The sequence below is a fragment of the Streptomyces katrae genome (genome assembly GCF_000966975.1).
Taxonomy (GTDB): Bacteria; Actinomycetota; Actinomycetes; order Streptomycetales; family Streptomycetaceae; genus Streptomyces; species Streptomyces katrae.
Genome location: NZ_JZWV01000111.1, coordinates 1 through 25,924, shown reverse-complemented (window position 1 = coordinate 25,924; position 25,924 = coordinate 1). Strand labels below are relative to the sequence as shown.

The following is a 25,924-nucleotide window of genomic DNA, read 5'->3' as shown; positions in this document are numbered from 1 at the left end:
CCCGGCCTCGATCTCGTCCTCGTCGCCGAGCCGGATGGCGGCGCCGCCCCCGGCGAGGCCGCGCAGCCGGGTGGTGCGGCCGGTGATCTCGCGGATGCCGAGTTCCTCGGTGCAGCCGAAGTAGGCGGCCTCGTCGAGCCGGGGTCTGGCGCGGTCGGTCAGCCAGACGCAGGCGTGGGTGACGGGCGACAGGACGCGGACCAGCGCGAGGTCGGGCAGGTCCCACAAGGCCCGCCGGCCGGGCCGGCGCTCCTCCAGCCGCTCGGGCAGTACGCATTCCACCCGGCCGGCGACCGTCCCGCTGGTGGTGGTGTCCCCGCCGGGGAAGAACCCGATGCCGACCTCACGTCCCGCCAGACGCACCCCGGCACCCCCTTCACCGATGACGTGCGCGCACGTGAGGACCCAGCCGGGGGCGATGAAGAAGCCGCTTCCCCAGGTGGGTCCGGTTCCAGCGCTGTCATACCCGCCCGGGGCGGCGTGGACGCGTACCGTGGCGGCCCGGACCAGGGGTTCCAGGAGCTCGAAGGCGCGCGCGGATCCGTCCGTGCGCCCGTCCGGCATCCCGCGACCCCCCTCTCCCGCCCGTCCCAGCGGCTCCGTCCACGCTAGCGCCGGGGGCGGGACATCGGGAGGTGTCGCCGGGGAACCGGATTATCCTGGCGGGAAACACGCCTTCCCACACCCCCCGAACATGGCACGGAGCCCGACTTGTACTTCACCGATCGCGGCATCGAGGAGCTGGAAAAGCGGCGCGGCGAGGAGGAGGTCACCTTCGAGTGGCTCGCCGAGCAGCTCCGCACCTTCGTGGACCTCAATCCTGACTTCGAGGTCCCGGTCGAGCGCCTGGCGACCTGGCTGGCCCGCCTGGACGACGACGAGGACGAGGACGAGTAGTCCCGCCCCGCCGGCACGCGGACCTGCGCGTGCGCCGGGTGGCGCGCACGACCGAGGGGCCCGACCGCATGCGGTCGGGCCCCTCGGTGGTGGTGCCGGGGGAAGGCCTGGATCAGGCGGCCTTCGTCTCCCAGAAGATGCGGTCGATCTCGGCGATGAGCTCGAGGGCCTTGGCGCCGGTCGCCGGGTCGTTGGACGCCTTGGCGGCCGAGAGGGCCTTCAGGGTGTCGTTGACCAGGGTGTGCAGCTGGGGGTACTTCTCGAAGTGCGGGGGCTTGAAGTAGTCGCTCCACAGCACCGACACGTGGTGCTTCGCGAGCTCGGCGCGCTGCTCCTTGATGGTGATGGCGCGCGCGCGGAAGTCCGCGTCCTCGTTGGCCTGGTACTTCTCCTGGACGGCCTTGACGGACTCGGCCTCGATGCGGGCCTGGGCCGGGTCGTACACGCCGCAGGGCAGGTCGCAGTGGGCGGAGACCTTCACCTTGGGGGCGAAGAAGCGGGAAAGCATGGAGTGGGTCCTCCTCGTGATCGTCTTCTCAAGGGTGGAGATTACTCGCTGAGAAGACGGAAATCGCGGGCGCCCCCATGGGCTTAGGACAAAAGTCCAGCCTCCGCCGAGGACGGGTGAGCGAACCTACGGGGCCGTGGGGCAGCATGCGGGCAGGGACGAGGAGGCTACGGATGGCGGAGAGCGGGCGGGCGCGGGTGCGCATCGGGATCACGGAGGTGTCGGGGCCGTCGATGGTGCCGACGCTGCTGCACGGGGACCGGATGGTGGTCCGGTACGGGGCGCTGGTCCGGCCGGGTGACGTGGTGGTGTTCCGGCATCCGCTGCAGCAGGACCTGCTGGTGGTGAAGCGGGCGGCCGAGCGGCGGCCGGGCGGCTGGTGGATGCTCGGCGACAATCCGTTCAACGAGACCGGGGACAGCACCGACTACGGCGCCGTCCCCGACGACCTCGTGCTGGCGACGGCCGTGCTGCGGCTGCGTCCCCGCCCGGCGCATCAGAGTTCGCTGAGGGCCCGGCTGTCGTGGGCGCTGTCGGCGGTGCGGCCGCTGCGTGCGGACTCCTCGGCCTCCAGGCGCTTGCGGGCGCGGTAGGCGGCGACGTTGGCGCGGGTGGCGCAGCGGTCGGAGCAGTAGCGCCGGGAGCGGTTGGTGGAGGTGTCGAGGTAGGCGTTGCGGCAGGGCGGGGCCTGGCAGAGGCCGAGCCGGTCGGGGCCGTGCTCGGTGAGGTGGAAGGCCAGCCCGAAGGAGGCGATCGCGGCGTAGCCGGCGGAGGCGTTGGAGGGGTGGTCGGCGAGGTGGATGTGCCAGTCGGGGCGGCCGTCGGGGCCGACGAGGTCGTGGCCGGAGACCTGGGGGCTGACGGGGAACTCCATGAGCAGGGAGTTCAGCAGGTCCACGGCGAGGACGTGGTCTCCGCCGTCGGCGGCCTCGAAGACGGCGCGGAGCCGGCCGCGGACGTTGCGGAAGCGGGTGACGTCGGTGTCGGTGACGCGGCGGGCCATCTGCGTGCTGGGGCCGAAGAGGGCACGGACGTCGTCCGCCGAGGTGAGGGCGTCCTTGTTGCGGGCCGGCTCCTCGGTGTTGACCAGGCGCACGGCATAGTCCGAGTAATGGGCCAGTTCCACTTGTAGTCCTTACGGCTGCGGGTTAGGGTCGGTCACGGCCGCCGGTAACGGCTGCTCTCGCTTCGAGGGTATTACGTATGGAGGGGTTCGGGATGACTCATACGGCGACTGGCTCGTTCGGTACGGACTGGCAGGCCTGGCAGGACAGCTGGGACCGCCAGCAGGAGTGGTACATGCCCGACCGCGAGGAGCGGTTCCGGGTGATGCTGGACATGGTCGAGGCGCTGACGGGCCCCGCACCACGGGTGCTGGACCTCGCCTGCGGTACGGGAAGTATCACGGACCGCCTCCTGAAAAGGTTCCCGCAGGCCCGCAGCACGGGGCTGGATCTCGACCCCGCCCTGCTGACGATCGCCCGGGGCCACTTCGCCGGGGACGACCGGGTCACCTTCGTCACCGCCGACCTCAAGGACCCCGACTGGCCCGCCGCGCTCCCGTACGACTCCTACGACGCCGTCCTGACCGCCACGGCCCTGCACTGGCTGCACAGCGAGGATCTGGCGGTCCTCTACCGCCGGATCGCACCCCTGGTCCGCCCGGGCGGGGTGTTCATGAACGCCGACCACATGCCCGACCCCTCCACCCCGCTGATCAACGCCGCCGACCGCGCCCAGCGGCACGCCGGGATGGACCGGGCGAAGGCGGCCGGGGTACTGGACTGGCGTGACTGGTGGGCCCTGGCCGCCGCCGACCCGGTCCTGGCCGAGCCGACCAGGGCCCGCTTCGCGATCTACGGGGAGCACGCCGACGGGGACACCCCGGACGAGTTCTGGCACGCCCGCACCCTGCGCGAGGCGGGCTTCGCGGAGGCCCGTACGGTCTGGCGCTCCCCCTCGGACGCACTGGTCCTAGGTCTGAAGCCGTAACTTCCGGCGGCAGCGCGGAGGGGCGGTACGGGGATCCGTACCGCCCCTCCGTCACAGCCGCGCGGCTACAGGACCTTGGACAGGAACGCCTTGGTGCGGTCGTGCTGCGGGTTGCCGAGCACGTCGCGCGGGTGGCCGGACTCGACCACGACACCGCCGTCCATGAAGACGAGGTTGTCGCCGACCTCGCGGGCGAAGCCCATCTCGTGGGTCACCACGATCATGGTCATGCCCGACTCGGCCAGGTCGCGCATGACGTCGAGGACGTCACCGACCAGCTCCGGGTCGAGGGCCGAGGTGGGCTCGTCGAAGAGCATCAGCTTCGGCTCCATGGCGAGCGCGCGGGCGATCGCCACGCGCTGCTGCTGGCCGCCGGAGAGCTGGGTCGGGTAGTTCCCGCCCTTGTCGCCGAGGCCGACCCGGTCCAGGAGCTTGACCGCGCGCTCGCGGGCCACCGCCTTGGACTCGCCCTTGACCATGACCGGGGCTTCCATGACGTTCTCGATGGCCGTCATGTGCGGGAAGAGGTTGAAGCGCTGGAAGACCATGCCGATGTCCCGGCGCTGGGCCGCGACCTCGCTGTCCTTCAGCTCGTAGAGCTTGTCGCCCTTCTGCTTGTAGCCCACCAGCTGGCCGTCGACCGAGAGCCGGCCGGCGTTGATGCGCTCCAGGTGGTTGATGCAGCGCAGGAAGGTGGACTTGCCGGAGCCGGACGGGCCGACCAGGCAGAACACCTCGCGGGGGGCGACCTCCAGGTCGATGCCCCGCAGGATGTGGGCGGCGCCGTACGACTTGTGGACGCCTTCGGCCTTGACCATCGGCTGAGCGGTCTTGGCGGTCATCGCGAGACCTCCGTACGGCGGAACATGTTCAGGTTGGCCTTCAGCCGCTCGAACGGCGTGGGCGGCAGGGTGCGCTGCGCACCGCGGGCGTAGCGGCGCTCCAGGTAGTACTGGCCGACGCTGAAGACGCTCGTCAGGGCCAGGTACCAGATGGAGGCGACGAAGAACATCTCCATGACCGCGCCGGCGGTGCTGCCGATGTTGGAGCTGGCCCGCAGGAGTTCGGTGTACTGCACGGCCGAGACCAGGGAGGAGGTCTTCAGCATGTTGATGAACTCGTTGCCGGTCGGCGGGATGATCACGCGCATGGCCTGCGGGAGCACGACGCGGCGCATGGTCTGCGTCTGGGTCATGCCCAGCGCGTGCGAGGCCTCGGTCTGGCCCTCGTCGACGGACTGGATGCCCGCTCGGACGATCTCCGCCATGTAGGCGCCCTCGTTCAGGCCGAGGCCCAGGAGGGCGACCATGAACGGGGTCATGACGTCGACGGTCTCGTTCTTGTAGATCGGACCGAGGTTGATGTACTCGAAGATCAGCGGGAGGCTGAACCAGACCAGCAGCTGCACGTAGACCGGGGTGCCGCGGAAGAACCAGATGTAGAGCCAGGACACGAAGCTGGTGACCGGGTTCTTCGACAGGCGCATCACCGCGAAGAGGATGCCGAGGACGAGGCCCAGCGCCATCGAGGTGATGCTGATGATGACGGTGTTGCCGAGGCCCGCGAGGACCGAGGGGTCGAACAGCTTGTCGCCGACCGTCGCCCAGATGATCTTGCCCTGGGAGAAGGCGTAGACGAGCCACCCCAGGAGTACGGCGACGACCACGGCGCTGATCCAGCGGCCGTAGTGCCGTACGGGGATTGCCTTGATGGCCTCGTAGGGGGTGGTGCCCGAGGCGCCGGGCCCGGCCGGCGGAGTGGCGTCTGCCGGACCCTTGTCGATCTTGTCAGTCACAATGACTGCCCTTCAGTGGAGCGCTTCGGTGTTACTTGCCGGCGTTGATCGTGGCGGACTGCACGGCGCCGTCCTTCACGTTCCACTTCTCCAGGACCTTGGCGTAGGAGCCGTCCTTGATGATGGCGTCGACGGCTTCCTTGAGGGCGTCGCGGAGCTGGGTGTTGTCCTTGGAGACCGCGATGCCGAAGAGACCGACGTCGGACTGCTGGCCGCCGACCTCGAAGTCGTTGCCGCCGCCCGAGGTCTTCGCGATGTACGAGGTGACCGGGAAGTCGTTCAGGTCGGCGACGGCGCCGCCGGCCTTGACGCGGGTCTGGGCCTCGGCGTCGGTGTCGAAGGCCTCGATGGTGAGCTTCTTGTCCCCGCACTTCTCGGCCTGGGCCTTGAAGGTGTCCTCGTAGATGGTGCCGCGCTGGACGGCGACCGTCTTGCCGCAGAGGTCGTCGAGGGACTTGATGTTGTCCGGGTTGCCCTTCTTGACGAGGAGCGAGACGCCGGAGGACATGTAGTCGACGAAGTCGACGCCCTTGCCGATCTTCTGGCCCTTGTCGTCGAGGCCTTCCTGGCGCTTCTTGTTGTCGGTGATCGAGGAGATCGCGACGTCCTGGCGGCCGGTCTCCAGGGAGGTGATCAGGCCGTCGAAGGTGCCGGAGGTGAACTGGAGCTTCACGCCGAGCTGCTTGCCGAGCGCCTCCGCGATGTCCGGGTCGACACCGACGATCTTGCCGTTGTCGACGTACTCCATCGGGGCGTAGGCGGTGTCCGAACCGACCTTGATGACACCCGCGTCCTGGATCTTCTTCGGGAGCTTGGAGAACAGCGGGGCGCTGCTGTCACCCGCACCCGTGCCCGAGGAGGACTTGTTCGTCTGGTCGCCACAGCCGGTGAGGATCAGGGCGCCGGCGACCGCGATCGCGCCGACCGCGGCGATCCGGGACCGGGCGGCGGTCGTACGACGGGTGGTGCTAGCGGTCATGAGCTGGTTCCTCCGACGGGGGTGGAAAAGCATCCGAGAACAGGTCGAGCACGCACCATCGAGTGCCGCGACCTTGTGTGATTACGGCATCTTGCCATTCGGACTGGCGCATTCAGGGTGCCCGTGAGGTCAAAATCAGATAACGGGCGCCCCCGACTACCCAACAGGACTGCGGGCAAGGCCTCCCTGAGCCGCACAAACCGCCGTGACCTGGCATTTTCGCCTCACTATTTACGGCTCGTCTCAGGTACTGGACAGCAACCTTTGGACTTTTGGCCAAAACCGGGACAAGCAACCTACGATCAGTCCGGAATCGACTCGTCTGGGCGTGTGCTCTTCGGGTAGAACAGATCCTTACACCCCTCATCCGGGGCTCAGGGCGCGCGTGCGGCGCGCCCGCGCGTACGAACCTCCCCTCCGCGGAGACGGGCCAACCGTCGATGCGGAGTCCGGACGCGGTGCCCGCCCACCCCTTAACCAGGAGTGGCCACCCTCAATGAACACAAGGACTTAAGGGGTCACACGAAGTGGCAGCCGAGATCGTCAACCCTCGCAGTGACAGTGCGACGGACAACAACCCCGATGCGGTCTTCGCGCTGCACCGGGGCGGCAAGATGGCCATCCAGGCCACCGTGCCCGTCAAGGACAAGGATGACCTGTCCCTGGCCTACACGCCCGGCGTGGCGAAGGTGTGCACCGCCATCGCCGAGCAGCCCGAGCTCGTGAACGAGTACACCTGGAAGTCCAACGTGGTCGCCGTCGTCACCGACGGTACGGCCGTGCTCGGACTCGGTGACATCGGTCCCGAGGCCTCCCTCCCCGTCATGGAGGGCAAGGCGATTCTGTTCAAGCAGTTCGGCGGCGTGGACGCGGTGCCGATCGCGCTCGCGACCAAGGACACGGACGAGATCGTCGAGACGGTCATCCGTCTGGCGCCGTCCTTCGGCGGGGTGAACCTGGAGGACATCTCCGCCCCCCGGTGCTTCGAGATCGAGCGCCGCCTCCAGGAGGCCCTCGACATCCCGATCTTCCACGACGACCAGCACGGCACGGCCATCGTGACGCTGGCCGCCCTGCGCAACGCGGCCAAGCTGACCGGCCGCACCCTCGGCGACCTGCGCGCCGTGATCGCGGGCGCCGGCGCCGCGGGCATCGCCATCGCCAAGATCCTCGTGGACGCGGGCATCGGCGACGTCTGCGTCACCGACCGCAAGGGCGTCGTCTCGGCGGACCGCACCGACCTGACGGACGTCAAGGCGGAGATCGCGGGCCTGACCAACAAGACGGGTCTGAACGGCACGCTGGAGGAGGCCCTCGCGGGCGCCGACGTCTTCATCGGCGTCTCCGGCGGCACGGTCGGCGAGGAGGCCGTGGCCTCCATGGCGAAGAACTCCTTCGTCTTCGCCATGGCCAACCCGAACCCGGAGGTCCACCCCGACATCGCGCACAAGTACGCGGCGGTCGTGGCCACGGGCCGTTCGGACTTCCCGAACCAGATCAACAACGTGCTGGCGTTCCCGGGCATCTTCGCGGGCGCCCTGAAGGTCCGCGCGACTCGCATCACCGAGGGCATGAAGATCGCCGCCGCCGACGCCATCGCCGGTGTCGTGGGTGACGAGCTCGCCGCCGACTACGTGATCCCCTCCCCCTTCGACGAGCGCGTCGCCGAGGCCGTCACGGCCGCCGTCGCCGCCGCGGCGAAGGCCGACGGGGTGGCCCGCCTCGTCTGAGCGACGGGCGGGGCCCCACGGGGCCGCACGGGTGAGGCCCGGCCGGAGTGATCCGGCCGGGCCTCTTCGTGTACGGAGGGCCGCAGCGCAGGGGAACGCACCCTCCCCGCCCCCGAACGGGGAGGGGTCGTCCCGGGTCCTTCGCCGCGGCCGGCCGTGGGCCTCCTCACCGGCTGGACCAGGCACGACCAGGTACGACCGGGCGCGCGGAAAGAGCGCGCGAAGGGCGCCCCGGGAACGCAGAAGGAGTGTGCGGGGCGCGTGGAACGATCATGACGAGCCGCCGCATGGCCTGAATATTACCTCCATCCAGCGGCTGCCGATCTCTTCCGTTTAGGCCTATGGGAGCCCACAAACCGCATGGCACGGACGGTAGTTGAGAGACCTCACTCCGCTTCCAGTCCCACCCTCTCCCGCCCCCCTTCCCCTGGTCATGCGCCCTACCGACCGGTAGCCTCTGGCGCCATGTTCGCTGCCTACGCCGCCCGAATCGACCGAGACCAGCCGCTGAACGGCCTCGAGCTGGGCGAACGCCCCGCCCCCGAGGCCCGCCCCGGCTGGGTGACCGTCAACGTCAAAGCCGCCTCGCTCAACCACCACGACCTGTGGTCCCTGCGCGGGGTGGGTCTCGACGCGGACAAACTGCCCATGATCCTCGGCTGCGACGCGGCCGGGACCGACCAGGACGGCAACGAGGTCGTCCTGCACTCCGTGATCGGCCAGAGCGGCCACGGCGTAGGGCCGGACGAGCCCCGCTCGGTGCTGACCGAGCTCTACCAGGGCACCTTCGCCGAGCAGGTCAGCGTCCCCGCCTGGAACGTGCTGCGCAAGCCCGCCGAGCTCTCCTTCGCCGAGGCCGCCTGCATGCCGACGGCCTGGCTGACGGCGTACCGGATGCTGTTCACCAACGCCGGGGTCCGCCCCGGCGACTCGGTCCTCGTCCAGGGCGCGGGCGGCGGCGTCGCCACCGCCGCGATCGTCCTGGGCAGGGCGGCGGGCCTGCGCGTCTACGCCACCAGCCGGGACGAGGCCAAGCGCAAGCGCGCGGTGGAACTCGGCGCGATCGAGGCCTTCCCCCCCGGCGCCCGGCTCCCGCACCGGGTGGACGCGGTGATCGAGACGGTCGGCGCGGCCACCTGGTCCCACTCGGTCAAGTGCCTGCGCCCGGGCGGCACCCTGGTCATCTCGGGCGCCACCAGCGGCGACACCCCCGCACAGGGGGAACTGCGGCGGATCTTCTTCCTGGAGCTGAAGGTGGTCGGCTCGACGATGGGCACGAAGGACGAGCTGGAGGACCTCCTGGCCTTCTGCGCGACCACCGGTGTCCGCCCGGTCATCGACGAGGTCCTCCCCCTGGACCGCGCCCGCGAGGGCTTCGAACGCCTCGAATCCGGCGACCTGTTCGGAAAGATCGTCCTCACGGTCTGAGCGCGCCCGCCCCTCCGGCACCGGCTTGTCAATCCGGGTTGACACCCCTCCCATGTCAACCTAAATTGACAGCATGACCGAAGCCACCGATCTCGCCGAACGGGCCGGAGACCGGGACCCCCGCGTGGGCCTGCGCGCCGTGGCCGCCCTCCGCAGGCTGCTGGAGCAGCTGGAGGCCGTCCAGGTGCGCAGCGCCCGCGCGCAGGGCTGGTCCTGGCAGGAGATCGCGGCCGAGCTCGGCGTCAGCCGGCAGGCCGTGCACAAGAAGCATGGGAGGCTCTGATGTTCGAACGCTTCACCTCGGACGCGCGCGACGCGGTGACGGGGGCGGTGGCCCGGGCCCGCGAGGCCGACGCCGCCTCCGTCACCGAGGAACACCTGCTGCTCTCACTGCTGGACCTGGGCGCGCTGGACGCCCTGGATGTGAACGGCCCCGCCATCACTGCCGACCTGGCGGCGGCAGGCCGCCGGGGCGGGATGTCCAGGGCCGACGAGGAGGCCCTGGCGGGCCTGGGCATCGACCTCTCGGAGATCGTCTCCCGGATCGAGGAGACCCACGGCGAGGGCGCCCTCACGGCCCCCGCTTCCCGCAGGCGCGGCCTGGGCGCCTCGCTCCGCACGGCCCTGGGCCGCCCGGAGCCGGTCCGTCGCCACGTACCTCTCACCCAGGGGGCGAAGAAGGCCCTGGAGCAGTCCCTGCGCATCGCTCTGGGCCGCAAGGACGGCCACATCGGCACCCCGCACCTGCTCCTGGCCCTGCTCACCCGCCCCGGCACGGTCTCCGAGGTCCTCGCGGACCACGGAGTCACGTACGCACGGGTGGAAGCCGTCCTCGCGGCCTGAGCTACGCGCCGGGCCGCAGGCCCGCCTCGATCCTGGCGGCCGCGGCCGCCAGGTGGGCGCGGGCCTCGGACAGCTGGGCGGGGGTGACGCCGTGGTCGCGGGCCGCGTCACGGATGTCGTCACGGAAACGGTCCAGCAGCCGGTCCAGGTCCCGCGCCGGGTCGGCACTGGGCGCCAGGTCCTCGGCCCACCCCGAACCCGAGGGACCGGGGGCCGTGGGCGTCCCGGGCGCCGCGGCCGTGCTGTTGCCGCCCAGCCAGGCCCCGGCCAGGCTGCCGAACACCCCGCCCGTCCTGCTGAGCTGCTCCTGGAGCTGCGCGGCGATCCGCTGCACCTCCTCGCGGGCCCGCTCCTGGGCCTCCTTGGCCGCCTCCTTGGCCTGGCGGCGGGCCTGCTGGGCCTCCTCGCGGGCCCGGCGGCTCTCGTCCTTCGCCCGGCGGGCCTGCTCCTTCCACTCCTGGCGCGCCTTGCGGAGCTCCTCCTTGGCGGCCTTCCAGGACTCGTCCTCGGGCTGCGTCGCCGACGCGTTGGCCGCGGCGAGCATCTCGCGCCTCAGGTCACCGGCGGCACCCCGGACGTCGTCGCGGATCTCCGCGGCCAGCTCGGACACCGAGTCGCGGATCTCCAGCTCCAGGTCGGCCAGTTCACCGCGCCGGTCGGCCAGTTCGGCGCGGCCCGCGTCGGTGATCGAGTAGACCTTGCGCCCGCCCTCGGTGGCGTACGTGACGAGCCCCTCGGCCTCCAGCTTCGCCAGCCGCGGGTACACGGTGCCGGCGGAGGGCGCGTACAGGCCCTGGAAGCGCTCCTCCAGCAGGCGGATCACCTCGTACCCGTGGCGGGGCGCCTCGTCCAGCAGCTTGAGGAGGTAGAGGCGGAGTCGGCCGTGGGCGAAGACGGGCGGCATGTCAGAGCACCTTCTTGTCGAGCTGGAGGGGGGCGGCGGCCTCGGCGTCGCCCTGCGGGCGCCGCAGGACGGCGATGGACCCGGAGACGGTGGTGGCCCGCAGCGTGCCGGAGCCCTTGCCGAGGGTGCCGGTGATCCGCTTGGCGCCCAGCTGCCCGGTGACGCGCAGGTCCTCGAACCCGTTGGAGACGCTGCCGGTGGCGGTGTTGGCCTCGACCTTGGCGTCGGCGGGGTGCGGGAGGCGGATCGCCACCTGGCCGGAGACGGAGTTGAGGAAGATGTCCACCGGCCGCGGGACCGCCCCGTCGAGGGCGAGGTCGATGAGCATGTCACCGCTGACGGAGTCGGCCCGTACGCTGCCGCCGGCGCCGTCGACGACCGTGAGACCGCCGGAGACCGAGTGGAACCCCAGCTCACCGGTGACGGACTGCGCCTCGACGCTGCCGGACACGGTGTGCGCCTTGACCCGCCCGGAGAGCCCGACCAGGGTGGCGTCGCCCGAGACCCCGGTGACCTCGGTGGCGGCGGAGATGCCGGAGACGAACGCGGTGGCGCTGACGGTGGCCAGCTGGACGGCGGTGGCGGCGGGCACGGTCAGCGTGATGCCGACGCTGCGTTCCCACGCCTTGCGCCCGTCGGAGGAGGAACCGGCCCAGGCCTTCCAGGGCTTGCCCTCGAACCACTTCTTGAAGCCGTGGGTTCCGTTCCAGGGAAGGTCCTCGTAGGACACGGTGAGGACGCCGCCCTCCTGCACCACGTGCAGCGGGGGCCCGTCGACCTCCGTGACCTCCAGCCGCGCGGGCCCGTCCTCGGCGGCGACGACGTTGACGGTACCGCCGACCACGCGGACCCGCAGATCCGTGACCGGCTGCTCGAAGGCGAGCCGCTGGGGGGCGGGGACGGACCAGGTCATCTGCTCAGGCATGGTGCTGCTCCTCCTCATGGACCGACGCACGCAACATATCGCGTCTTCTCCAGAACACGATATATCGCGGTCGGGTGAAGTCAAGCACGACACCACGGGCGGCTCCGGACTTCGGGGCAGGCGTCGGCCCCGGACGCCGCCGTACGCCGCCGGACGCCGCCGGACGCCGGAATTCGAGGAGTGCGCAGTGATCCGACGCGCCCGCCGGCGACGTCGGCCCCGTTCCTTCGGGGTTTCGAGGAGGGCGGTGGCCTGCCTCAGGCCACCAGCAACGGACTCCCCTGCCGGGACAGCCAGGCCCGGTACGGCGGGGTCCCCAGGGCGGCCTCGCGGTAGGCCGCGCGGAGGTCCTCGTAGGCTTCCGCGTGTTCGCCCGGGCGGGTGGCCAGCAGGAGGCGCACCGCCAGGGGGTCGCCCAGCAGGGGGCGGATCGCCATGTCGTCCCGGGGGCCCGACGTCGGCTGGCAGGGCGCGACCGCCTCGCCGGAGACGATCAGCGACGCCGCCGTGTGGTAGTCGGCGTGCAGGACCTGCGGGGTGAGGCCGGCCCGCGCGAACACCCGCCGCAGGCCGTCCCATTCGCCGTCGACCGAGGGGTCCACCGTCCAGCGGTCCCCGGCCAGGTCCTGTAACTCCACCACCGGCGAACGGGCGGCCGGGTGGTCCAGGGACATGGAGACGAACTGCGGCTCGCGTTCCATCAGCACCCGAAGTTCCAGCCCGCCCGGCACCCGCAGCGGACTGCCCTCCACCTCGTGCACGAACGCCACGTCCAGCTGTCCGGCCGCGGTCATCCGCAGCAGGGCGTTGGCCGAGACGTCGACGACCAGCGTGGTCTCCGTCTCCGGTGCGCGCCGGTGCAGCCGGCGCAGCCACCCCGGCAGGGCGCGGCTCGCGGTCGAGCCGATGCGCAGCCGGGGACCGTGTGCGGCGGCCCGCGCCTCGGCGACCAGGGCGGCCATCTCGGCGAGGAGCGGCCGCGCCCGTCCGAGTACGGTGCGTCCGAAGGGAGTCGGCCGACAGCCGGTGCGCTCGCGGAGGAACAGCTCGCCCTCCAGGGCCCGTTCGATCCGGCGCAGCTGCGTGGTCAGGGAGGGCTGGCTCACACCGAGCTGCCGGGCGGCCTTGTGCAGGCTGCCGGCGTCGGCGATGGCGCACAGCGCGCGCAGGTGCCTCACCTCGAGCTCCATGACCCGAGGGTAGGCGGGCCCCAGGGGGCCGCACCAGCCACCGATAGCCCCCCGAATCCCGCCATTTTCACGCTAGTTGACCAAGGTAAATCTCTCCGAAACCCTCCGATAGGGCGGTGTTATCGGCCTCTGACATCATCCGCCGACCCCTTGGGCTCCCGCAGACTCCGGTACCGGATGACCCATCCACCCCCCACTGCACCTGATGAGTAGGAGCCCCCCACATGCGCCACTCCCGCAGGACCATGCTGTCCGCCGCGTCCGTCGGCCTGGGTGTCGCCGCCGTCCTCGGCGGCGTCGTCCCCACCGCGACGGCCGCGACCCCGGCGGGCGGCAGCCCGGCGAGCTACGCCGCGTACGAGCGCTCCCAGGAGAACCAGGCCGCGAACAAGGCGTTCTTCGAGGCCGTCCAGCGCGCGGTGGCCGAGCAGCGGGCCGCGAACCCGAGCGCCACGGCCGTCGTCACGGTCACCTACAACACCCGCAACGCGCCCAGCTTCCGCACGCAGATAGCCAATTCGACCCGCATCTGGAACGGGTCGGTCTCCAACGTGAAGCTGCAGGAGGTGTCCTCGGGCGGGAACTTCTCCTACTACGAGGGCAACGACTCGCGCGGCTCGTACGCGAGCACGGACGGGCACGGCCGGGGGTACATCTTCCTGGACTACGCGCAGAACCAGCAGTACGACTCCACCCGCGTGACGGCCCACGAGACGGGGCACGTGCTGGGCCTGCCGGACCACTACTCGGGTCCGTGCAGCGAGCTCATGTCGGGCGGCGGTCCGGGCACCTCGTGCACGAACCCCTACCCGAACAGCACCGAGCGCTCGCGCGTCAACCAGCTGTGGGCCAACGGTCTGGTCGGCTCGGGGCTCGGCACCAAGGGCTGAGGCGGCGCGAGCCCGTGATACCGCGGGCGCCCGCGGAGGGTCATCCCTCCGCGGGCGCGTACTGCGGGCATTCCGGGCTCCGGCAGGGGCCCCGGCCCCATTCGGGTACGAAGATCCCCAGGGACTTGCGGCGGCGGACGACCGTGTCCACGGGGTTCCCGCAGGCAGGGCACGTCAACTGTGCGCGCCCGGCCTGCGGGGCGACCGTGGCGTGTGTGCGTTCGCGTTCGTGTTCGTGCTGCTTCTCACCGGCCATACCTCCACGGTAGGCCGGTTCCGCGCGTCCGCCCGGTCGGTCAGCGCTTGACGTCGTACGAGGTGATGACCTGGCCGCCGCCGAAGGCGGTGCAGCCGGTCAGCTCCAGCGGGCGCACTCCGAAGCCCACGCGGGACATCGGCATGCCCGTGCCGGCCACGACCGGGTAGGTCTTGACGATGTACTCGTCGATCTCGTCGGCCAGCTGGGCCGCGAGGTCGGCGCCGCCGCACAGCCAGATGCCGAGCCCGTCCCGCGCCTTGAGCCCACGGACCTCGGCGGCGACGTCCCCGCTGATCAGGCGCACGTCGGCGGCGGGTGCCTCGACGAGGGAGCGGGAGACGACGTACTGCTCCCGGAAGTGGCCGTAGGGGCTGGTCATACCGGCCTTGAGGCCCGGTTCGTAGGTGTTGCGCCCCATGATCACCGCGTCGAAGCGCTTGGGTTCCGCGTCGGCGAGGCCCAGATGGGCGCGGCCGGCGGCGGCGATCGTCTCGGGGTATTCGGCGATCAGGTGTCCGACGAACTCCTGGTCGGCGTAGGCGTACATGAAGTCGGCATCGCCGTCCGGGGCACCGATGAACCCGTCGACGGTGGTGGCGACGAAGTACGTGAGCTTGCGCAAGCGAAGTCTCTTCCGTTCGGGAGCGCGCCACCGGTCATCCGGGGCACTCCAACTAAAGTACTTCAGGTGGAGTGGTTATCGCAACCGGCTATCCCCGCGGCTTGCGCCACATCGGCCACATCAGCGGCCCGTCCGGCAGCCGCACCGCCTCGCCCGTGAACTCCCAGCCCAGCCGCTCGTACAGCCGCATGCTCCGCTCACTGCTCGCCTCCAGGTAGGCGGGGACCCCGTCACGGTCGCAGCGCTCCAGCACCGGGCGGATCAGCTCCGTACCCAGCCCCTCGCCCTGCCGCCCGGGCGCGACCGCGATCATGAGCAGGTACTCGTGCTCCTCGGCGGTGGGGTGGACCGCCCCCGTGAGCCGGCCGACGAGCTCGCACCGCTCGTTGTCTGGGTCGGCCACCGCGCGCATCTTGGCCGGAACCTCGTCCTCCCCCTCCGGCTCGCCGGCCGGGACCCGCAGCCACAGCGCGGCGGCCGAGCCGTCGGCGGCGTAGTCGATCCGGCCCTCGGCCAGGGCCACGTCGACGAAGACCCCGAGGAACCTGCCGTGGACGGCGGCGCGGTGCGCGGGGTCGGGGAAGACCCAGGAGCTGACCGGGTCGCTGCGGAAGGCCTCGTCCAGCAGGCGCGCGACGGCGTCCCGGTCCGACTGATCCGCCTGGCGTATCTCCAGCACCACAGGGCACACCCTTCACTTCACTCGCATGTCAACTACCGCCAGCGATCCTAGAGTTGGCGGGAGCACGCGGAAAGGCCCGTTCCGGCACCCCCGAAGGGCCGGAACGGGCCTCCCCCGCCCCCCGTCTACTTCGTACGGCGCGTCACGAACTCCGCGAGCGCCAGCAGCCCGCCCGCCGCCGCCACGTCCGGCACCGCGCGGGACAGCTCCTGCACCGCCCGCCCCATCCGGTCGCCGGCGTGGGCCTGCGCCCAGTCCCGGCCACCGGCCCGCTCCACGGCCCGGGCGGCCCGCCGTACGTCGTCGTCGCCGGTCATGGGGCCGGCGTACAGGGCCGCGAGTTCCTCCCCGGCCCCGGTGCCGGAGGTGAGGGCGGCCACGACCGGGAGGGACTTCTTGCGGGCGACCAGGTCGGCGCCGGCGGGCTTGCCGGTGTGCCCCGGGTCCCCCCAGATGCCGATCAGGTCGTCGATCAGCTGGAAGGCCAGGCCCGCCTCGCGCCCGAAGGCGTCCATCGCGTCGACCTCCTCCGGTCCGGCCCCCGCGTACAGCGCGCCGACCGCGCAGGCGCAGCCCAGCAGGGCGCCGGTCTTGGCCGTGGCCATGGCCAGGCACTCCTCCAGCGTGACGGAGGTGCGCCGTTCGAAGGCGCAGTCCGCCTGCTGCCCCGCGCACAGCTCGACGATGCAGGCCGCGAGGCGGGCCGAGGCCCGCGCGGAGGCCGGGTGCGGGTCGTCGGCGAGCATCCGCAGGGCGAGCGCCATCATCGCGTCGCCCGCGAGGAGGGCGTCCGGGATCCCGAAGACGGTCCAGGCGGTGGGCCGTCCGCGGCGGCGGGCGTCGTTGTCGATGACGTCGTCGTGCAGCAGGGTGAAGTTGTGCGCCAGCTCCACCGCGGCCGCCGCCCGCACCACGGACTCCGGGCTGCCCTGCGGGCCGCCGAGGGCCCGCGCCGAGGCGAGGACGAGGGCCGGGCGGATGGCCTTGCCCGCGCCGACGGCGGCGGGGCTGCCGTCCTCGTGCTCCCAGCCGAAGTGGTACATCGCCACCCGCCGGGTGAGGGCGGGCAGGCTCTCCACGGCCCGGCGGAGCTCCGGGTCGACCGATTCCCTCGCGCGGTCCAGGAGGACGGCCGCCTCCTGCCCCTCGCCGGCGGCGATGGTGTGCGCGGCCATCAGCGCCAGCGGCCGATCTCGACGTTCTCCAGTACGCCGAGTGCGTCGGGGACGAGCACGGCGGCGGAGAAGTAGGCGGTGACCAGGTAGGAGATGATCGCCTGCTCGTTGATGCCCATGAAGCGGACCGACATGCTCGGCTCGATCTCGTCGGGGATCCCGGGCTGGTGGAGGCCGATCACGCCCTGGTTCTCCTCGCCGGTGCGCATGCAGAGGATGGACGTCGTACGGGCGTCGCTGATCGGGATCTTGTTGGACGGGAAGATGGGCACGCCCCGCCAGGCCGGCACCCGGGTCCCGGCGACGTCGACGGTCTCGGGGTAGAGGCCGCGCTTGTTGCACTCGCGGCCGAAGGCGGCGATGGCCTTGGGGTGGGCGAGGAACAGGTTCGAGTCGCGGCGCATGGCGAGCAGCGCGTCGAAGTCGTCGGGGGTGGGCGCGCCGTCGTGGGGCTGGACGCGCTGGTCGTAGTCCGCGTTGTGGAGCAGGCCGAAGTCGGGATTGTTGAGCATCTCGTGCTCCTGGCGCTCCCGCAGCGCCTCGACCGTCAGCCGCAGCTGCTGCTCGGTCTGGTTCATCGGGTGGTTGTAGAGGTCGGCGACGCGGGTGTGGACGCGCAGGACCGTTTGCGCAATGGAGAGTTCGTACTCGCGGGGGCGGGCCTCGTAGTCGACGAAGGTGCCGGGGAGGACGGCTTCGCCGTGGTGGCCGGCGGAGAGGTCGATGGCGGCCTCGCCGTAGGGGTTGGCGTGCCGCTCGGGCCGCGTCCGCACGCTGTCCACGTGGGCGCGGAGCGAGGGGACGCGGTCGGCGAGGATCTGGAAGTCCTGGCGGGTCAGGACGAGGGCGGTGCCGGAGGTGGCGGCGCGGGCGGTGTACTCCCAGATGGCCTCCTCCTCGGTGAGGGAGTCCTCCCCGAAGAAGGCGCCGTCGGCGACGGTGCGCAGGACGGCGTCGTCGCCGTAGGGGCCGGGGCCGATCTGGTCGATGCGGCCGTGTGCGAGGAGGAAGACCTGGTCGGAGGGGCTGCCGAAGGAGGTGAGCTCCTGGCCGGCCTCGAAGTCGAGCTGCCGGCAGCGGGCGGCGAGTTCGGTGAGGACGTCCTCGTCGGTGTAGTCGCGCAGGAGGGGCAGTTCGCCGAGTTCGGCGGGGATGACCTGGACCTGGCTGCCCGTCTTGACGAACTCCACGATGCCGTTGCCGACGGAGTAGCTGAGGCGGCGGTTGAGGCGGTAGGTGCCGCCTTGGACCGAGACCCAGGGGAGCATCTTCAGGAGCCACCGCGAGGTGATCTCCTGCATCTGCGGGGCGGACTTGGTGGTGCTCGCCAAGTTCCGCGCGGCCGCGGTGCCGAGACTGCGCTGCGGTGTCTGGGCTTCGGATTCGGAGCCCGCCTGGACCGACATGTCTTCTGCCTTTCGATCACTCCATGGTCTGCGATAGAGAACCCTTTCAGCACGCAATGCGGTCGGACCATTACACAAAAGAGTGGGATTACCCCCGGCCCGGCTGGGCATTCTTCAGGGTTCAGCGGATCAAGGGATCAAGGGATCGGCGGATCACTTAACTTGCATCCGCCATGCCAGTTTTCCTACGCTGGGGCCATGAGGCTGACCCGGTTCACCGACCTGGCGCTGCGCGTCCTGATGCGCCTGGCGGTCGAGGACGCGGAACTCCCCACCACCCGCGAGGTGGCGGCGACCATGGAGGTGCCGTACACCCACACCGCCAAGGTGGTCGCCCGGCTCCAGCACCTCGGCCTGGTCGAGGCGCGGCGGGGCCGCGGCGGCGGGCTGGCGCTCACCGCGGCCGGCCGCGCCGCCTCGGTGGGCGGCGTCGTGCGGGAGCTGGAGGGCGAGGGGGACGTCGTGGACTGCGACGGGGCCACGCCCTGCCCGCTGCGCGGGGCGTGCATCCTGCGCGGGGCGCTGCGCCGGGCCCAGGAGGCCTTCTTCGCCGCGCTGGACCCGCTCACGGTGGAGGAACTGGTGGCGGCCCCCACGGGCCCGCTCCTCCTCGGCCTCTCGGCCACCGCCCGCGGCCCGGCCGCGGCGGCCCCCTGACCCACCCCGCCCGACGGAGCCCCACGGCCCGCCGAGCCTCCCGTTCACCACACCCTTAAATACGAACCTCAGATACCAATTACCCACTCACGCGAGGAGCCCCCATGCTGTCCGAGAAGTCGGCCGCGACCGTACGCGCCACCCTGCCCGCCGTCGGCGCGGCCATCGGTGACATCACGGAGCTGTTCTACGAGAAGCTCTTCGCGGCCCACCCGGCGCTCCTGCGCGACCTCTTCAACCGGGGCAACCAGAACGCCGGTCTCCAGAAGCAGGCCCTCGCCGGCTCCATCGCGGCCTTCGCCACCCACCTCCTGGAGCACCCGGACACCCGCCCGGACGTGATGCTCGGCCGCATCGCCCACAAGCACGCCTCCCTCGGCGTCACCCGCGAGCAGTACCCGGTCGTCCGCCTGCACCTCTTCGAGGCCATGGCCGAGATCCTCGGCGAGGCCGTCACCCCCGAGGTCGCCGAGGCCTGGGACGAGGTCTACTGGCTGATGGCCAACGCCCTCATCTCCATCGAGGAGCGCCTCTACGCCGAACACCGGGTCCTGGCCGGGGACGTCTGGCGGGAGTGGACCGTGACCGCGCGGACCGAGGAGACGGCGGACTGCGCCACCTTCCACCTCGTCCCCGCCGACGGCGCCCCCGCGCCCGGCTTCAGGCCCGGCCAGTACGTCTCCGTCCAGACCGAACTGCCCGACGGCGCCCGCCAGATCCGCCAGTACAGCCTCTCCGGCTCGCCCGGCTCCGCCGCCCGCGCGATCACGGTCAAGCGGGTCCACGGCGGCGCGGGCCCCGACGGCGAGGTCTCCGGCCACCTGCACGCCCACGTCCGCCCCGGTGACACCCTGCGCGTCTCGGCCCCCTACGGCGACCTGGTCCTGCGGGACTCGACGGCGCCGCTCCTGCTCGCCTCCGCCGGGATCGGCTGCACCCCGATGCTCTCGATGCTGGAGCACCTGGCCGAAACCGGGCACCCCGCCCCCGTCACCGTCCTGCACGCCGACCGCACCCCGGCGGACCACGCCCTGCGTGCCGACCACCGCGCCCTGGCGCACAAGCTGCCCGAGGCCTCGGTCCGCTTCTGGTACGAGTCCGACGCGGAACCGGGCGACGCGACCGGCCTCCTCGACCTGGGCGGCACCCCCGTCGCCCCCGGCACCCAGGCCTACCTCTGCGGCCCGCTCCCCTTCATGCGGGCGGTCCGCGCGCAGCTGATCACCAAGGGGGTCCCCGCGGCCGACATCCACTACGAGGTCTTCGGCCCGGACCTCTGGCTCGCCTCGGCGTGACGGCCGGCCGGCCGACCAGTGGGCCGACCGACTGGCCGAAACACGCCCTAGTCGCGGAAGGGCCGCTTCCACTACACCGGTACGTAACGAACCGAGCACGTACCGTAAGGGAGGCGGCCATGTCCGCACCCATGTCCACGGACCGCTTCATCCACGCCCTGCGCGCCGAAGGACTGACCGTCGTCGAGGTCGGGAACTGGCGCACGCACAACCGCAACCACAAGGGCCCCTGGGGGCCGGTGCACGGAGTGATGATCCACCACACGGTCACCCACGGCGCCGCGTACACCGTGGAACTCTGCCGCGACGGGGACCGCGCCCTGCCCGGCCCGCTCTGCCACGGGGTCATCACCAAGGACGGCCGCGTCCACCTCGTCGGCTACGGCCGCGCCAACCACGCCGGCGCGGGCGACTCCGACGTCCTGGCGGCGGTCGTCGCGGAGCGCCGCCTCCCCCCGGTCCACCACGCCGACACCGACGGCAATCGCTTCTTCTACGGCTTCGAGTGCGAGAACCTCGGCGACGGCCGGGACCCCTGGCCGCCCGCCCAGCTCGACGCGATGGCCCGCGCGGCGGCCGCCGTCTGCCGCGTCCACGGCTGGACGGCCCGCTCGGTCATCGGCCACCTCGAATGGCAGCCGGGCAAGATCGACCCCAGGGGCTTCACGATGGACTGGCTCCGCGAACGGATCGCCGACCGGCTCAAGTGACAATGGGCTGGTGACCCACCCCGAGCTGCGCCCGCGCCCGCCGTCCCCCCTCGTCGAGGCGGCCGACGAACGCTTCGGCGCGCGCGGCGTCCGGCTCCTCCTCAAGCGCGACGACCTCGTCCACCCGGAGCTGCCGGGCAACAAGTGGCGCAAGCTCGCGCCGAACCTCCGGGCGGCCCTGGAGGCGGGCCGCGACCGGCTCGTCACCTTCGGCGGTGCCTACTCCAACCACCTCCGGGCCACGGCGGCAGCCGGACGGCTGCTCGGCCTGGAGACGGTCGGCATCGTCCGCGGCGACGAGCTCGCGGACCGCCCCCTCAACGACTCCCTGACCCGCTGCGCGGCGGACGGGATGCGGCTGCACTTCGTCACCCGCTCGGACTACCGGCGCAAGGCCGAGCCCGAGGTCCTGGCCCGCCTCCTGGCCGCCGCCGGGGCGGCGGACGCGTACCCGGTCCCGGAGGGCGGCAGCAACCCGCTCGCCCTCACCGGCTGTGCGGAGCTGGGGCGCGAACTGCGGGGCGCCGGCGACGTGGTGGCCGTCGCCTGCGGGACGGGGGGCACCCTGGCCGGCCTGGCCGCCGGGCTGGCCCCCGGTCAGCGCGCCCTGGGGGTCCCGGTCCTGGCGGGCGGCTTCCTGGAGCCGGAGATACGTTCCCTCCAGACGGCGGCCTTCGGAGCCCCCACCGCCAACTGGACCCTGGCCGAGGGCCACGACCACGGGGGCTACGCCCGCGTCCCCGCATCCCTCGAAGCCTTCGCGGCGGACTTCGAGTCCCGCCACGGCCTCCCGGTGGAACGCATCTACGTCGCCAAGCTCCTCCAGGCCCTGACCACCCTGACGCAAGCGGGCGCCTTCCCCCGGGGCACGACGCTCACGGCGATCGTGACGGGGCGGCCGTAGAGCGGGCGCAGGGCGGCCGCAGGCGCCCGGCCCGGGGTCAGCCCGCCTCCTCCCGGTAGGCCGCCGCCTCCTCCAGGTCGAGCCTGCGCAGCAGGCCCCGCAGCATCTCGTCGTCGATGCGCCGGCGGTCGCGCAAGGCCACGAACACCTCCCGCTCCGCCTCGATCATCTCGCGGGCCAGCCGCCGGTAGACGTCGTCCGCCGACTCCCCCGTCACCGGGTTGACCTCGCCCAGCCGCTCCCACACCGCGTTGCGCCGCCGTTCCAGGACCGTGCGCAGCCGGTCCACCAGGGGCGGCGGCAGGGTGCTGTTCGCCGGGTCCTCCAGCAGTTCCGCCAGGCGTTCCTCGGCCGCCCGGGAGGCCTCGCTCTGGGCCTGGGCCTCCGCCAGCGTCTCGGCCTGGGCGTCGCGCGGCGGCAGCCGCAGCGCCCGGATCAGCGGCGGGAGGGTCAGGCCCTGCACCACCAGCGTCCCGATCACCGTCGTGAACGTGAGGAACAGGATCAGGTTGCGGTGCGGCACGGTCATCGGCACGGAGAAGGCGATCGCCAGCGAGACCACCCCGCGCATCCCGGCCCACCCCACGATCACCGGGGACTTCCAGTCGGTGTCGGGCTCCCGCGTGCGGATCCGTTCCGAGACCCACCTCGGCACGAAGGTCGCCGGGAAGACCCACACGAACCGGGCCACCACCACGACGAGGAACACCGCGACCGCGTACCAGGCGGCCGCGATCCCCTCGTACTCGCCGAGCCCCTTCAGCACCACCGGCAGCTGGAGGCCGATCAGCGCGAAGACGACCGACTCCAGGACGAACGCGACGACCTTCCACACCGCCTCCTCCTGGAGCCGGGTCGCGAAGTCGACCTGCCAGTTCCGGTGGCCGATGTAGAGGGCCACGACCACCACCGCGAGGACGCCCGACGCGTGGACCCGCTCCGCCGCCGCGTACGCCACGAAGGGGATCAGCAGCGACAGGGTGTTCTGGAGCAGGGGCTCCTTCAGCCGCTTCCTCAGCTGGTGGATCGGGACCATCAGCAGCAGGCCGACCCCCACCCCGCCCACCGAGGCCAGCAGGAACTCGGCGAGTCCGCCCGACCAGCCCGCACTCGTCCCGACCACCGCGGCCAGGGCCACCTTGTAGGCGGTGATGGCGGTGGCGTCGTTCACCAGGGACTCGCCCTGCAGGATGGTCGTCACCCGGTTCGGCAGCCCCAGCCGCCGCGCGATCGCGGTCGCCGCGACCGCGTCCGGCGGGGCCACGACCGCGCCCAGCACCAGCGCCACCGGCAGCGACACCCCGGGCACGGCCAGGTACGTCACCCAGCCCACCACCAGCGTCGCGAACAGCACGTACCCCACCGACAGCAGGGCGATCGGCCGTGCGTTGGCCCGCAGGTCCAGGTACGAGCTGTCGACCGCGGCCGTGTGCAGCAGCGGCGGGAGCAGCAGCGGCAGCACGATGTGCGGGTCGAGGGCGTACGAGGGCACCCCCGGCACGTACGCCGCGACGAGTCCCACCGCGACCAGCAGCAGCGGCGCCGGCACGGGCGTGCGCCGGGCCGCCCCCGCCACGGCGGTGCTCACCGCCACCAGCGCCACCAGCGGCAATACCTCCATCGAAGATCCATCCCCATCCGTCGTCGCCGATGTCCCACCCGCGCCCTGGCCGTAACCTGGCCATCATGAGCGAGTGCACCCACGTTGCCGAACTGCCGCGCCCCGAGCCCGTCCCGCATGCGCTGACCTGCCCGGAATGCGAAGTGCTCGGGAGCCATCCGGTCCAGCTGCGGATGTGCCTCGGGTGCGGGTACGTGGCCTGCTGTGACAGCTCTCCCCACCGGCACGCCACGGCGCACCACCAGGAGACGGGCCATCCGGTGATGCGCAGCTTCGAACCGGGCGAGACGTGGCGTTGGTGTTTTGTCGACGGTTCGATCGTCTGAAGCGGGGTAGTTCAACCCTCCGCCGGTTCCCCCGAATTGGGCCCGCAGACCCCTAGCCACTGTGCGTACTCATGGGCTTACCATCAGTCACTGCACGGAGGTGGGGTCGGCCCGGTCGCTCCACGGCGGGCGTCTTCCGGCGTCATGAGGGGTGCCGCGACACGATCGCCCGGATCGCGATAGCGTCACCGGCGAACAGAGCTCGTACCACCTTGGAGGTGAGGGTGTCCCAGATCGCAGGCGAGCCCGGGACCCAGGACTTCGTGGAAGTCCGGCTGCCGGCTGCGGGTGCCTACCTGTCGGTGCTGCGAACGGCCACGGCCGGTCTCGCGGCACGGTTGGACTTCACCCTCGACGAGATCGAGGACCTCCGCATCGCGGTGGACGAGGCCTGCGCGATCCTGCTCCAGCAGGCCGTGCCGGGCTCCGTCCTCAGCTGCGTCTTCCGGCTGATCGACGATTCGCTGGAAGTGACCGTTTCCGCGCCCACCACCGACGGGCGCGCGCCGGAGCGGGACACGTTCGCGTGGACCGTGCTGTCGGCGCTGGCCGGCAAGGTCGAGGCGACGGTCGAGGACAACCGGACGGTGAGCATCAGCCTCTACAAACAGCGCGGCGCGGGGCCAGGCCCGGCGTGAGCGGCGGGGAGATCCCGGTGCGGGGCGGGGATCGGCCCCGGGTACGGCACGAGGTCGACGGCGGCATCCCGGAGCAGCACCACGCCCGGCCGCACCCGGCTGACGCGGATGCGGAAGACGGCTTTTTGGACTCGGCGGAGCGACGGGCGGGCCCTATGAGCGAGAACCAGCACGACCAACCCCAGCCATCGGAGGCCCCGGTCCCGGAGGCGGCGGACGAGGCGCACGTGGTGCTGCCGGATCCGCGGGACCGCAGTGGCGCGCGGGCCCTGTTCTTCGAGCTGCGCGCGCTGCCCGAGGGTTCGCCGGAGCGGGCGGAGCTGCGCAACCGGCTGGTGCGGATGCACCTGCCGCTGGTCGAGCACCTGGCGCGGCGGTTCCGCAACCGGGGCGAGCCGCTGGACGATCTGACGCAGGTGGCGACGATCGGCCTGATCAAGTCGGTGGACCGGTTCGATCCGGACCGGGGGGTGGAGTTCTCGACATACGCCACTCCCACCGTGGTCGGCGAGATCAAGCGGCACTTCCGTGACAAGGGCTGGGCGGTGCGGGTGCCGCGGCGCCTGCAGGAGCTGCGGCTTTCGCTGACCACGGCGACGGCGGAGCTGTCCCAGCAGCACGGCCGCTCCCCCACGGTGCACGAGCTGGCCGAGCGGCTGGGGATCTCCGAGGAGGAGGTGCTGGAGGGGCTGGAATCGGCCAATGCCTACAGCACCCTGTCGCTGGACGTGCCGGACACGGACGACGAGTCGCCCGCGGTGGCGGACACCCTGGGCTCGGAGGACGAGGCGCTGGAGGGCGTCGAGTACCGCGAGTCGCTCAAGCCGCTGCTGGAGGGGCTGCCGCCGCGGGAGAAGCGGATCCTGCTGCTGCGTTTCTTCGGGAACATGACCCAGTCGCAGATCGCCCAGGAGGTGGGCATCTCTCAGATGCACGTCTCCCGGCTGCTGGCGCGCACGCTGGCGCAGCTGCGGGACAAGCTCCTCGTGGAGGAGTGACCGAGGGGCGGTGGAGGGGTTATCGGGCCTGGTCCGCGGGTCCGATGCCCAGGGCCTCGGTCGCCGTCGGGTTCACCAGGAGCCCGGCGACGGCCACGGCGGCCAGGGCGAGGGCCACGGCGGCGGCGGTCATGGCTCCGCCGGTGGTCCACAGGGTCCAGGCGACCGGGAGGGCCATCAGCTGGGTGATCAGTGCGGGGCCGCGGCTCCAGCGGCGGCCCAGGCGCAGCCCGCGTGCCGCGATCAGCGGGAGGGCGGCGAGGGCGAGGAGGGTCACTCCCCCGGTCTCGGCCTGCTGCGGGGAGTCGGGGTGGCCGGCGATGCCGACGAACAGCATGTAGACGCCGAGGCCGGCGAGGGCGAGGCCCTCCAGGGCGGTCAGTACGGCGGCCGCGGTCAGCCGGCCGGGCAGCGTCTTGGGCTCCGCGGCCGTGGCGGCGGGGCCTTCGGGGGACGCGGCGGGGGTGCGGGGGCTCGGCTTCTTGCTCACTCCAGCAGGGTAGCCGCGGCGGCCCCGGGCCGGACGGGGACGGTCGGTAGGGGACGGGTG

30 protein-coding genes are annotated in these 25,924 nt (G+C 71.9%); 15 read left to right on the top strand and 15 right to left on the bottom strand.

Features of this window, described 5'->3' with window-relative positions; all coding sequences use genetic code 11:
• Positions 1-564: trypsin-like peptidase domain-containing protein (locus tag VR44_RS06175; RefSeq protein ID WP_045946344.1), on the bottom strand; the 564-nt coding region annotated here is incomplete at its 3' end.
• A gap of 147 nt (positions 565-711) precedes the next feature.
• Here VR44_RS06175 and VR44_RS06170 point away from each other — a divergent pair.
• Complete coding sequence (locus VR44_RS06170) at positions 712-897, top strand: DUF6104 family protein (protein WP_018102711.1); 186 nt, start codon at positions 712-714, stop codon at positions 895-897.
• A gap of 112 nt (positions 898-1,009) precedes the next feature.
• Here VR44_RS06170 and sodN read toward each other — a convergent pair whose 3' ends face one another.
• Complete coding sequence (gene sodN / locus VR44_RS06165) at positions 1,010-1,405, bottom strand: superoxide dismutase, Ni (protein WP_007266490.1); 396 nt, start codon at positions 1,403-1,405, stop codon at positions 1,010-1,012.
• A 173-nt stretch (positions 1,406-1,578) separates the two neighbouring features.
• Here sodN and sodX point away from each other — a divergent pair, with 173 nt between their 5' ends.
• Positions 1,579-1,998: a nickel-type superoxide dismutase maturation protease gene (gene sodX / locus VR44_RS06160; RefSeq protein ID WP_045946343.1), complete on the top strand. Its 420-nt coding sequence runs from the start codon at positions 1,579-1,581 to the stop codon at positions 1,996-1,998.
• Here sodX and VR44_RS06155 read toward each other — a convergent pair.
• The gene (locus VR44_RS06155) at positions 1,902-2,531 is read right to left on the bottom strand and encodes a CGNR zinc finger domain-containing protein (RefSeq protein ID WP_045946342.1); all 630 of its coding nucleotides are present in this window, start codon (positions 2,529-2,531) and stop codon (positions 1,902-1,904) included. The two genes, sodX and VR44_RS06155, sit on opposite strands and share 97 nt — an antisense overlap.
• A 92-nt stretch (positions 2,532-2,623) precedes the next feature.
• Between VR44_RS06155 and VR44_RS06150 the strand changes: the two genes are divergently transcribed.
• The gene (locus VR44_RS06150; protein ID WP_045946341.1) at positions 2,624-3,397 is read left to right on the top strand and encodes a class I SAM-dependent methyltransferase; all 774 of its coding nucleotides are present in this window, start codon (positions 2,624-2,626) and stop codon (positions 3,395-3,397) included.
• A 65-nt stretch (positions 3,398-3,462) separates the two neighbouring features.
• On the opposite strand, the gene VR44_RS06145 is transcribed toward VR44_RS06150, so the two are convergent.
• The 3 genes from VR44_RS06145 to VR44_RS06135 are packed head-to-tail and all read right to left on the bottom strand — an operon-like array spanning position 3,463 to position 6,171.
• Positions 3,463-4,215, bottom strand: a complete 753-nt coding sequence (locus VR44_RS06145) for an amino acid ABC transporter ATP-binding protein (protein WP_045946348.1) — start codon at positions 4,213-4,215, stop codon at positions 3,463-3,465.
• Between the two features lie 20 nt (positions 4,216-4,235).
• The gene (locus VR44_RS06140) at positions 4,236-5,192 is read right to left on the bottom strand and encodes an amino acid ABC transporter permease (protein ID WP_045946340.1); all 957 of its coding nucleotides are present in this window, start codon (positions 5,190-5,192) and stop codon (positions 4,236-4,238) included.
• 31 nt (positions 5,193-5,223) lie between these two features.
• Positions 5,224-6,171, bottom strand: coding sequence for an ABC transporter substrate-binding protein (locus VR44_RS06135; RefSeq protein WP_045946339.1), 948 nt, complete (start codon positions 6,169-6,171; stop codon positions 5,224-5,226).
• A 527-nt stretch (positions 6,172-6,698) separates the two neighbouring features.
• On the opposite strand from VR44_RS06135, the gene VR44_RS06130 reads away from it, so the two are divergent.
• The 4 genes from VR44_RS06130 (at position 6,699) to VR44_RS06115 (ending at position 10,172) form a co-directional block, all read left to right on the top strand.
• Positions 6,699-7,901, top strand: coding sequence for an NAD(P)-dependent malic enzyme (locus VR44_RS06130; protein WP_045946338.1), 1,203 nt, complete (start codon positions 6,699-6,701; stop codon positions 7,899-7,901).
• A gap of 465 nt (positions 7,902-8,366) precedes the next feature.
• The gene (locus tag VR44_RS06125) at positions 8,367-9,329 is read left to right on the top strand and encodes a zinc-binding dehydrogenase (protein WP_045946337.1); all 963 of its coding nucleotides are present in this window, start codon (positions 8,367-8,369) and stop codon (positions 9,327-9,329) included.
• Positions 9,330-9,402: 73 nt separating this feature from the next.
• Positions 9,403-9,612, top strand: a complete 210-nt coding sequence (locus VR44_RS06120) for a helix-turn-helix domain-containing protein (RefSeq protein ID WP_042818984.1) — start codon at positions 9,403-9,405, stop codon at positions 9,610-9,612.
• The gene (locus VR44_RS06115; RefSeq protein WP_045946336.1) at positions 9,612-10,172 is read left to right on the top strand and encodes a Clp protease N-terminal domain-containing protein; all 561 of its coding nucleotides are present in this window, start codon (positions 9,612-9,614) and stop codon (positions 10,170-10,172) included. The genes VR44_RS06120 and VR44_RS06115 overlap by 1 nt, the downstream gene beginning before the upstream one ends.
• A 1-nt stretch (position 10,173) precedes the next feature.
• Here the strand turns inward: VR44_RS06115 and VR44_RS06110 are convergent, their stop codons facing one another.
• The 3 genes from VR44_RS06110 to VR44_RS06100 all read right to left on the bottom strand — a co-directional run bounded on the left by VR44_RS06110 (position 10,174) and on the right by VR44_RS06100 (position 13,191).
• Positions 10,174-11,076, bottom strand: coding sequence for a PadR family transcriptional regulator (locus VR44_RS06110; protein WP_045946335.1), 903 nt, complete (start codon positions 11,074-11,076; stop codon positions 10,174-10,176).
• Between the two features lies 1 nt (position 11,077).
• Positions 11,078-12,001, bottom strand: a complete 924-nt coding sequence (locus tag VR44_RS06105; protein WP_045946334.1) for a DUF4097 family beta strand repeat-containing protein — start codon at positions 11,999-12,001, stop codon at positions 11,078-11,080.
• A 257-nt stretch (positions 12,002-12,258) separates the two neighbouring features.
• On the bottom strand, positions 12,259-13,191 hold the full coding sequence (locus VR44_RS06100) for a LysR family transcriptional regulator (RefSeq protein ID WP_045946333.1): 933 nt from the start codon (positions 13,189-13,191) through the stop codon (positions 12,259-12,261).
• Between the two features lie 224 nt (positions 13,192-13,415).
• Between VR44_RS06100 and snpA the strand changes: the two genes are divergently transcribed.
• Complete coding sequence (snpA, locus tag VR44_RS06095) at positions 13,416-14,081, top strand: snapalysin (protein WP_094191456.1); 666 nt, start codon at positions 13,416-13,418, stop codon at positions 14,079-14,081.
• A 296-nt stretch (positions 14,082-14,377) separates the two neighbouring features.
• Here the strand turns inward: snpA and VR44_RS06085 are convergent, their stop codons facing one another.
• From VR44_RS06085 to VR44_RS06070, 4 genes are all read right to left on the bottom strand, one after another.
• Positions 14,378-14,962: a dihydrofolate reductase family protein gene (locus VR44_RS06085; protein WP_045946331.1), complete on the bottom strand. Its 585-nt coding sequence runs from the start codon at positions 14,960-14,962 to the stop codon at positions 14,378-14,380.
• Between the two features lie 88 nt (positions 14,963-15,050).
• Entirely contained in the window at positions 15,051-15,644 is a 594-nt protein-coding gene (locus VR44_RS06080; protein ID WP_045946330.1) for a GNAT family N-acetyltransferase, read from the bottom strand.
• Positions 15,645-15,769: 125 nt separating this feature from the next.
• Positions 15,770-16,819 carry a family 2 encapsulin nanocompartment cargo protein polyprenyl transferase gene (locus VR44_RS06075; protein WP_211275028.1) on the bottom strand — a complete coding sequence of 350 codons (1,050 nt, stop codon included), beginning with the start codon at positions 16,817-16,819 and terminating at the stop codon, positions 15,770-15,772.
• Complete coding sequence (locus VR44_RS06070; RefSeq protein ID WP_045946329.1) at positions 16,819-18,225, bottom strand: family 2B encapsulin nanocompartment shell protein; 1,407 nt, start codon at positions 18,223-18,225, stop codon at positions 16,819-16,821. The genes VR44_RS06075 and VR44_RS06070 overlap by 1 nt, the downstream gene beginning before the upstream one ends.
• Before the next feature lie 198 nt (positions 18,226-18,423).
• On the opposite strand from VR44_RS06070, the gene VR44_RS06065 reads away from it, so the two are divergent.
• From VR44_RS06065 to VR44_RS06050, 4 genes are all read left to right on the top strand, one after another.
• Positions 18,424-18,882, top strand: coding sequence for an RrF2 family transcriptional regulator (locus VR44_RS06065; RefSeq protein ID WP_045946328.1), 459 nt, complete (start codon positions 18,424-18,426; stop codon positions 18,880-18,882).
• A gap of 104 nt (positions 18,883-18,986) precedes the next feature.
• Entirely contained in the window at positions 18,987-20,177 is a 1,191-nt protein-coding gene (locus tag VR44_RS06060; protein ID WP_045946327.1) for a globin domain-containing protein, read from the top strand.
• A 119-nt stretch (positions 20,178-20,296) separates the two neighbouring features.
• Positions 20,297-20,887, top strand: coding sequence for an N-acetylmuramoyl-L-alanine amidase (locus tag VR44_RS06055; RefSeq protein WP_045946326.1), 591 nt, complete (start codon positions 20,297-20,299; stop codon positions 20,885-20,887).
• Positions 20,888-20,897: 10 nt separating this feature from the next.
• On the top strand, positions 20,898-21,791 hold the full coding sequence (locus VR44_RS06050) for a 1-aminocyclopropane-1-carboxylate deaminase/D-cysteine desulfhydrase (protein ID WP_045946325.1): 894 nt from the start codon (positions 20,898-20,900) through the stop codon (positions 21,789-21,791).
• A gap of 37 nt (positions 21,792-21,828) precedes the next feature.
• Here VR44_RS06050 and VR44_RS06045 read toward each other — a convergent pair whose 3' ends face one another.
• Positions 21,829-23,412: a Na+/H+ antiporter gene (locus VR44_RS06045; protein WP_045946324.1), complete on the bottom strand. Its 1,584-nt coding sequence runs from the start codon at positions 23,410-23,412 to the stop codon at positions 21,829-21,831.
• 65 nt (positions 23,413-23,477) lie between these two features.
• Here VR44_RS06045 and VR44_RS06040 point away from each other — a divergent pair, with 65 nt between their 5' ends.
• From VR44_RS06040 to VR44_RS06030, 3 genes are all read left to right on the top strand, one after another.
• Positions 23,478-23,738: a UBP-type zinc finger domain-containing protein gene (locus VR44_RS06040; protein WP_045946345.1), complete on the top strand. Its 261-nt coding sequence runs from the start codon at positions 23,478-23,480 to the stop codon at positions 23,736-23,738.
• 224 nt (positions 23,739-23,962) lie between these two features.
• A complete protein-coding gene (locus VR44_RS06035) occupies positions 23,963-24,376 on the top strand; it encodes an ATP-binding protein (RefSeq protein WP_042816094.1) in 414 nt (137 codons plus the stop codon).
• Positions 24,377-24,387: 11 nt separating this feature from the next.
• Entirely contained in the window at positions 24,388-25,374 is a 987-nt protein-coding gene (locus VR44_RS06030; protein WP_245691616.1) for an RNA polymerase sigma factor SigF, read from the top strand.
• 19 nt (positions 25,375-25,393) lie between these two features.
• On the opposite strand, the gene VR44_RS06025 is transcribed toward VR44_RS06030, so the two are convergent.
• Entirely contained in the window at positions 25,394-25,864 is a 471-nt protein-coding gene (locus VR44_RS06025) for a hypothetical protein (RefSeq protein ID WP_045946322.1), read from the bottom strand.
• Between the last annotated feature and the right edge of the window lie 60 nt (positions 25,865-25,924).

Bases quoted from the DNA above. Each gene is read 5' to 3' on its own strand.
- sodN (WP_007266490.1), bottom strand. From the start codon at position 1,405: ATGCTTTCCCGCTTCTTCGCCCCCAAGGTGAAGGTCTCCGCCCACTGC.
- sodX (WP_045946343.1), top strand. From the start codon at position 1,579: ATGGCGGAGAGCGGGCGGGCGCGGGTGCGCATCGGGATCACGGAGGTG.
- VR44_RS06150 (WP_045946341.1), top strand. From the start codon at position 2,624: ATGACTCATACGGCGACTGGCTCGTTCGGTACGGACTGGCAGGCCTGG.
- VR44_RS06145 (WP_045946348.1), bottom strand. From the start codon at position 4,215: ATGGTCAAGGCCGAAGGCGTCCACAAGTCGTACGGCGCCGCCCACATC.
- VR44_RS06135 (WP_045946339.1), bottom strand. From the start codon at position 6,171: ATGACCGCTAGCACCACCCGTCGTACGACCGCCGCCCGGTCCCGGATC.
- VR44_RS06125 (WP_045946337.1), top strand. From the start codon at position 8,367: ATGTTCGCTGCCTACGCCGCCCGAATCGACCGAGACCAGCCGCTGAAC.
- VR44_RS06120 (WP_042818984.1), top strand. From the start codon at position 9,403: ATGACCGAAGCCACCGATCTCGCCGAACGGGCCGGAGACCGGGACCCC.
- VR44_RS06115 (WP_045946336.1), top strand. From the start codon at position 9,612: ATGTTCGAACGCTTCACCTCGGACGCGCGCGACGCGGTGACGGGGGCG.
- VR44_RS06110 (WP_045946335.1), bottom strand. From the start codon at position 11,076: ATGCCGCCCGTCTTCGCCCACGGCCGACTCCGCCTCTACCTCCTCAAG.
- VR44_RS06105 (WP_045946334.1), bottom strand. From the start codon at position 12,001: ATGCCTGAGCAGATGACCTGGTCCGTCCCCGCCCCCCAGCGGCTCGCC.
- VR44_RS06100 (WP_045946333.1), bottom strand. From the start codon at position 13,191: ATGGAGCTCGAGGTGAGGCACCTGCGCGCGCTGTGCGCCATCGCCGAC.
- snpA (WP_094191456.1), top strand. From the start codon at position 13,416: ATGCGCCACTCCCGCAGGACCATGCTGTCCGCCGCGTCCGTCGGCCTG.
- VR44_RS06075 (WP_211275028.1), bottom strand. From the start codon at position 16,819: ATGGCCGCGCACACCATCGCCGCCGGCGAGGGGCAGGAGGCGGCCGTC.
- VR44_RS06070 (WP_045946329.1), bottom strand. From the start codon at position 18,225: ATGTCGGTCCAGGCGGGCTCCGAATCCGAAGCCCAGACACCGCAGCGC.
- VR44_RS06065 (WP_045946328.1), top strand. From the start codon at position 18,424: ATGAGGCTGACCCGGTTCACCGACCTGGCGCTGCGCGTCCTGATGCGC.
- VR44_RS06060 (WP_045946327.1), top strand. From the start codon at position 18,987: ATGCTGTCCGAGAAGTCGGCCGCGACCGTACGCGCCACCCTGCCCGCC.
- VR44_RS06055 (WP_045946326.1), top strand. From the start codon at position 20,297: ATGTCCGCACCCATGTCCACGGACCGCTTCATCCACGCCCTGCGCGCC.
- VR44_RS06045 (WP_045946324.1), bottom strand. From the start codon at position 23,412: ATGGAGGTATTGCCGCTGGTGGCGCTGGTGGCGGTGAGCACCGCCGTG.
- VR44_RS06040 (WP_045946345.1), top strand. From the start codon at position 23,478: ATGAGCGAGTGCACCCACGTTGCCGAACTGCCGCGCCCCGAGCCCGTC.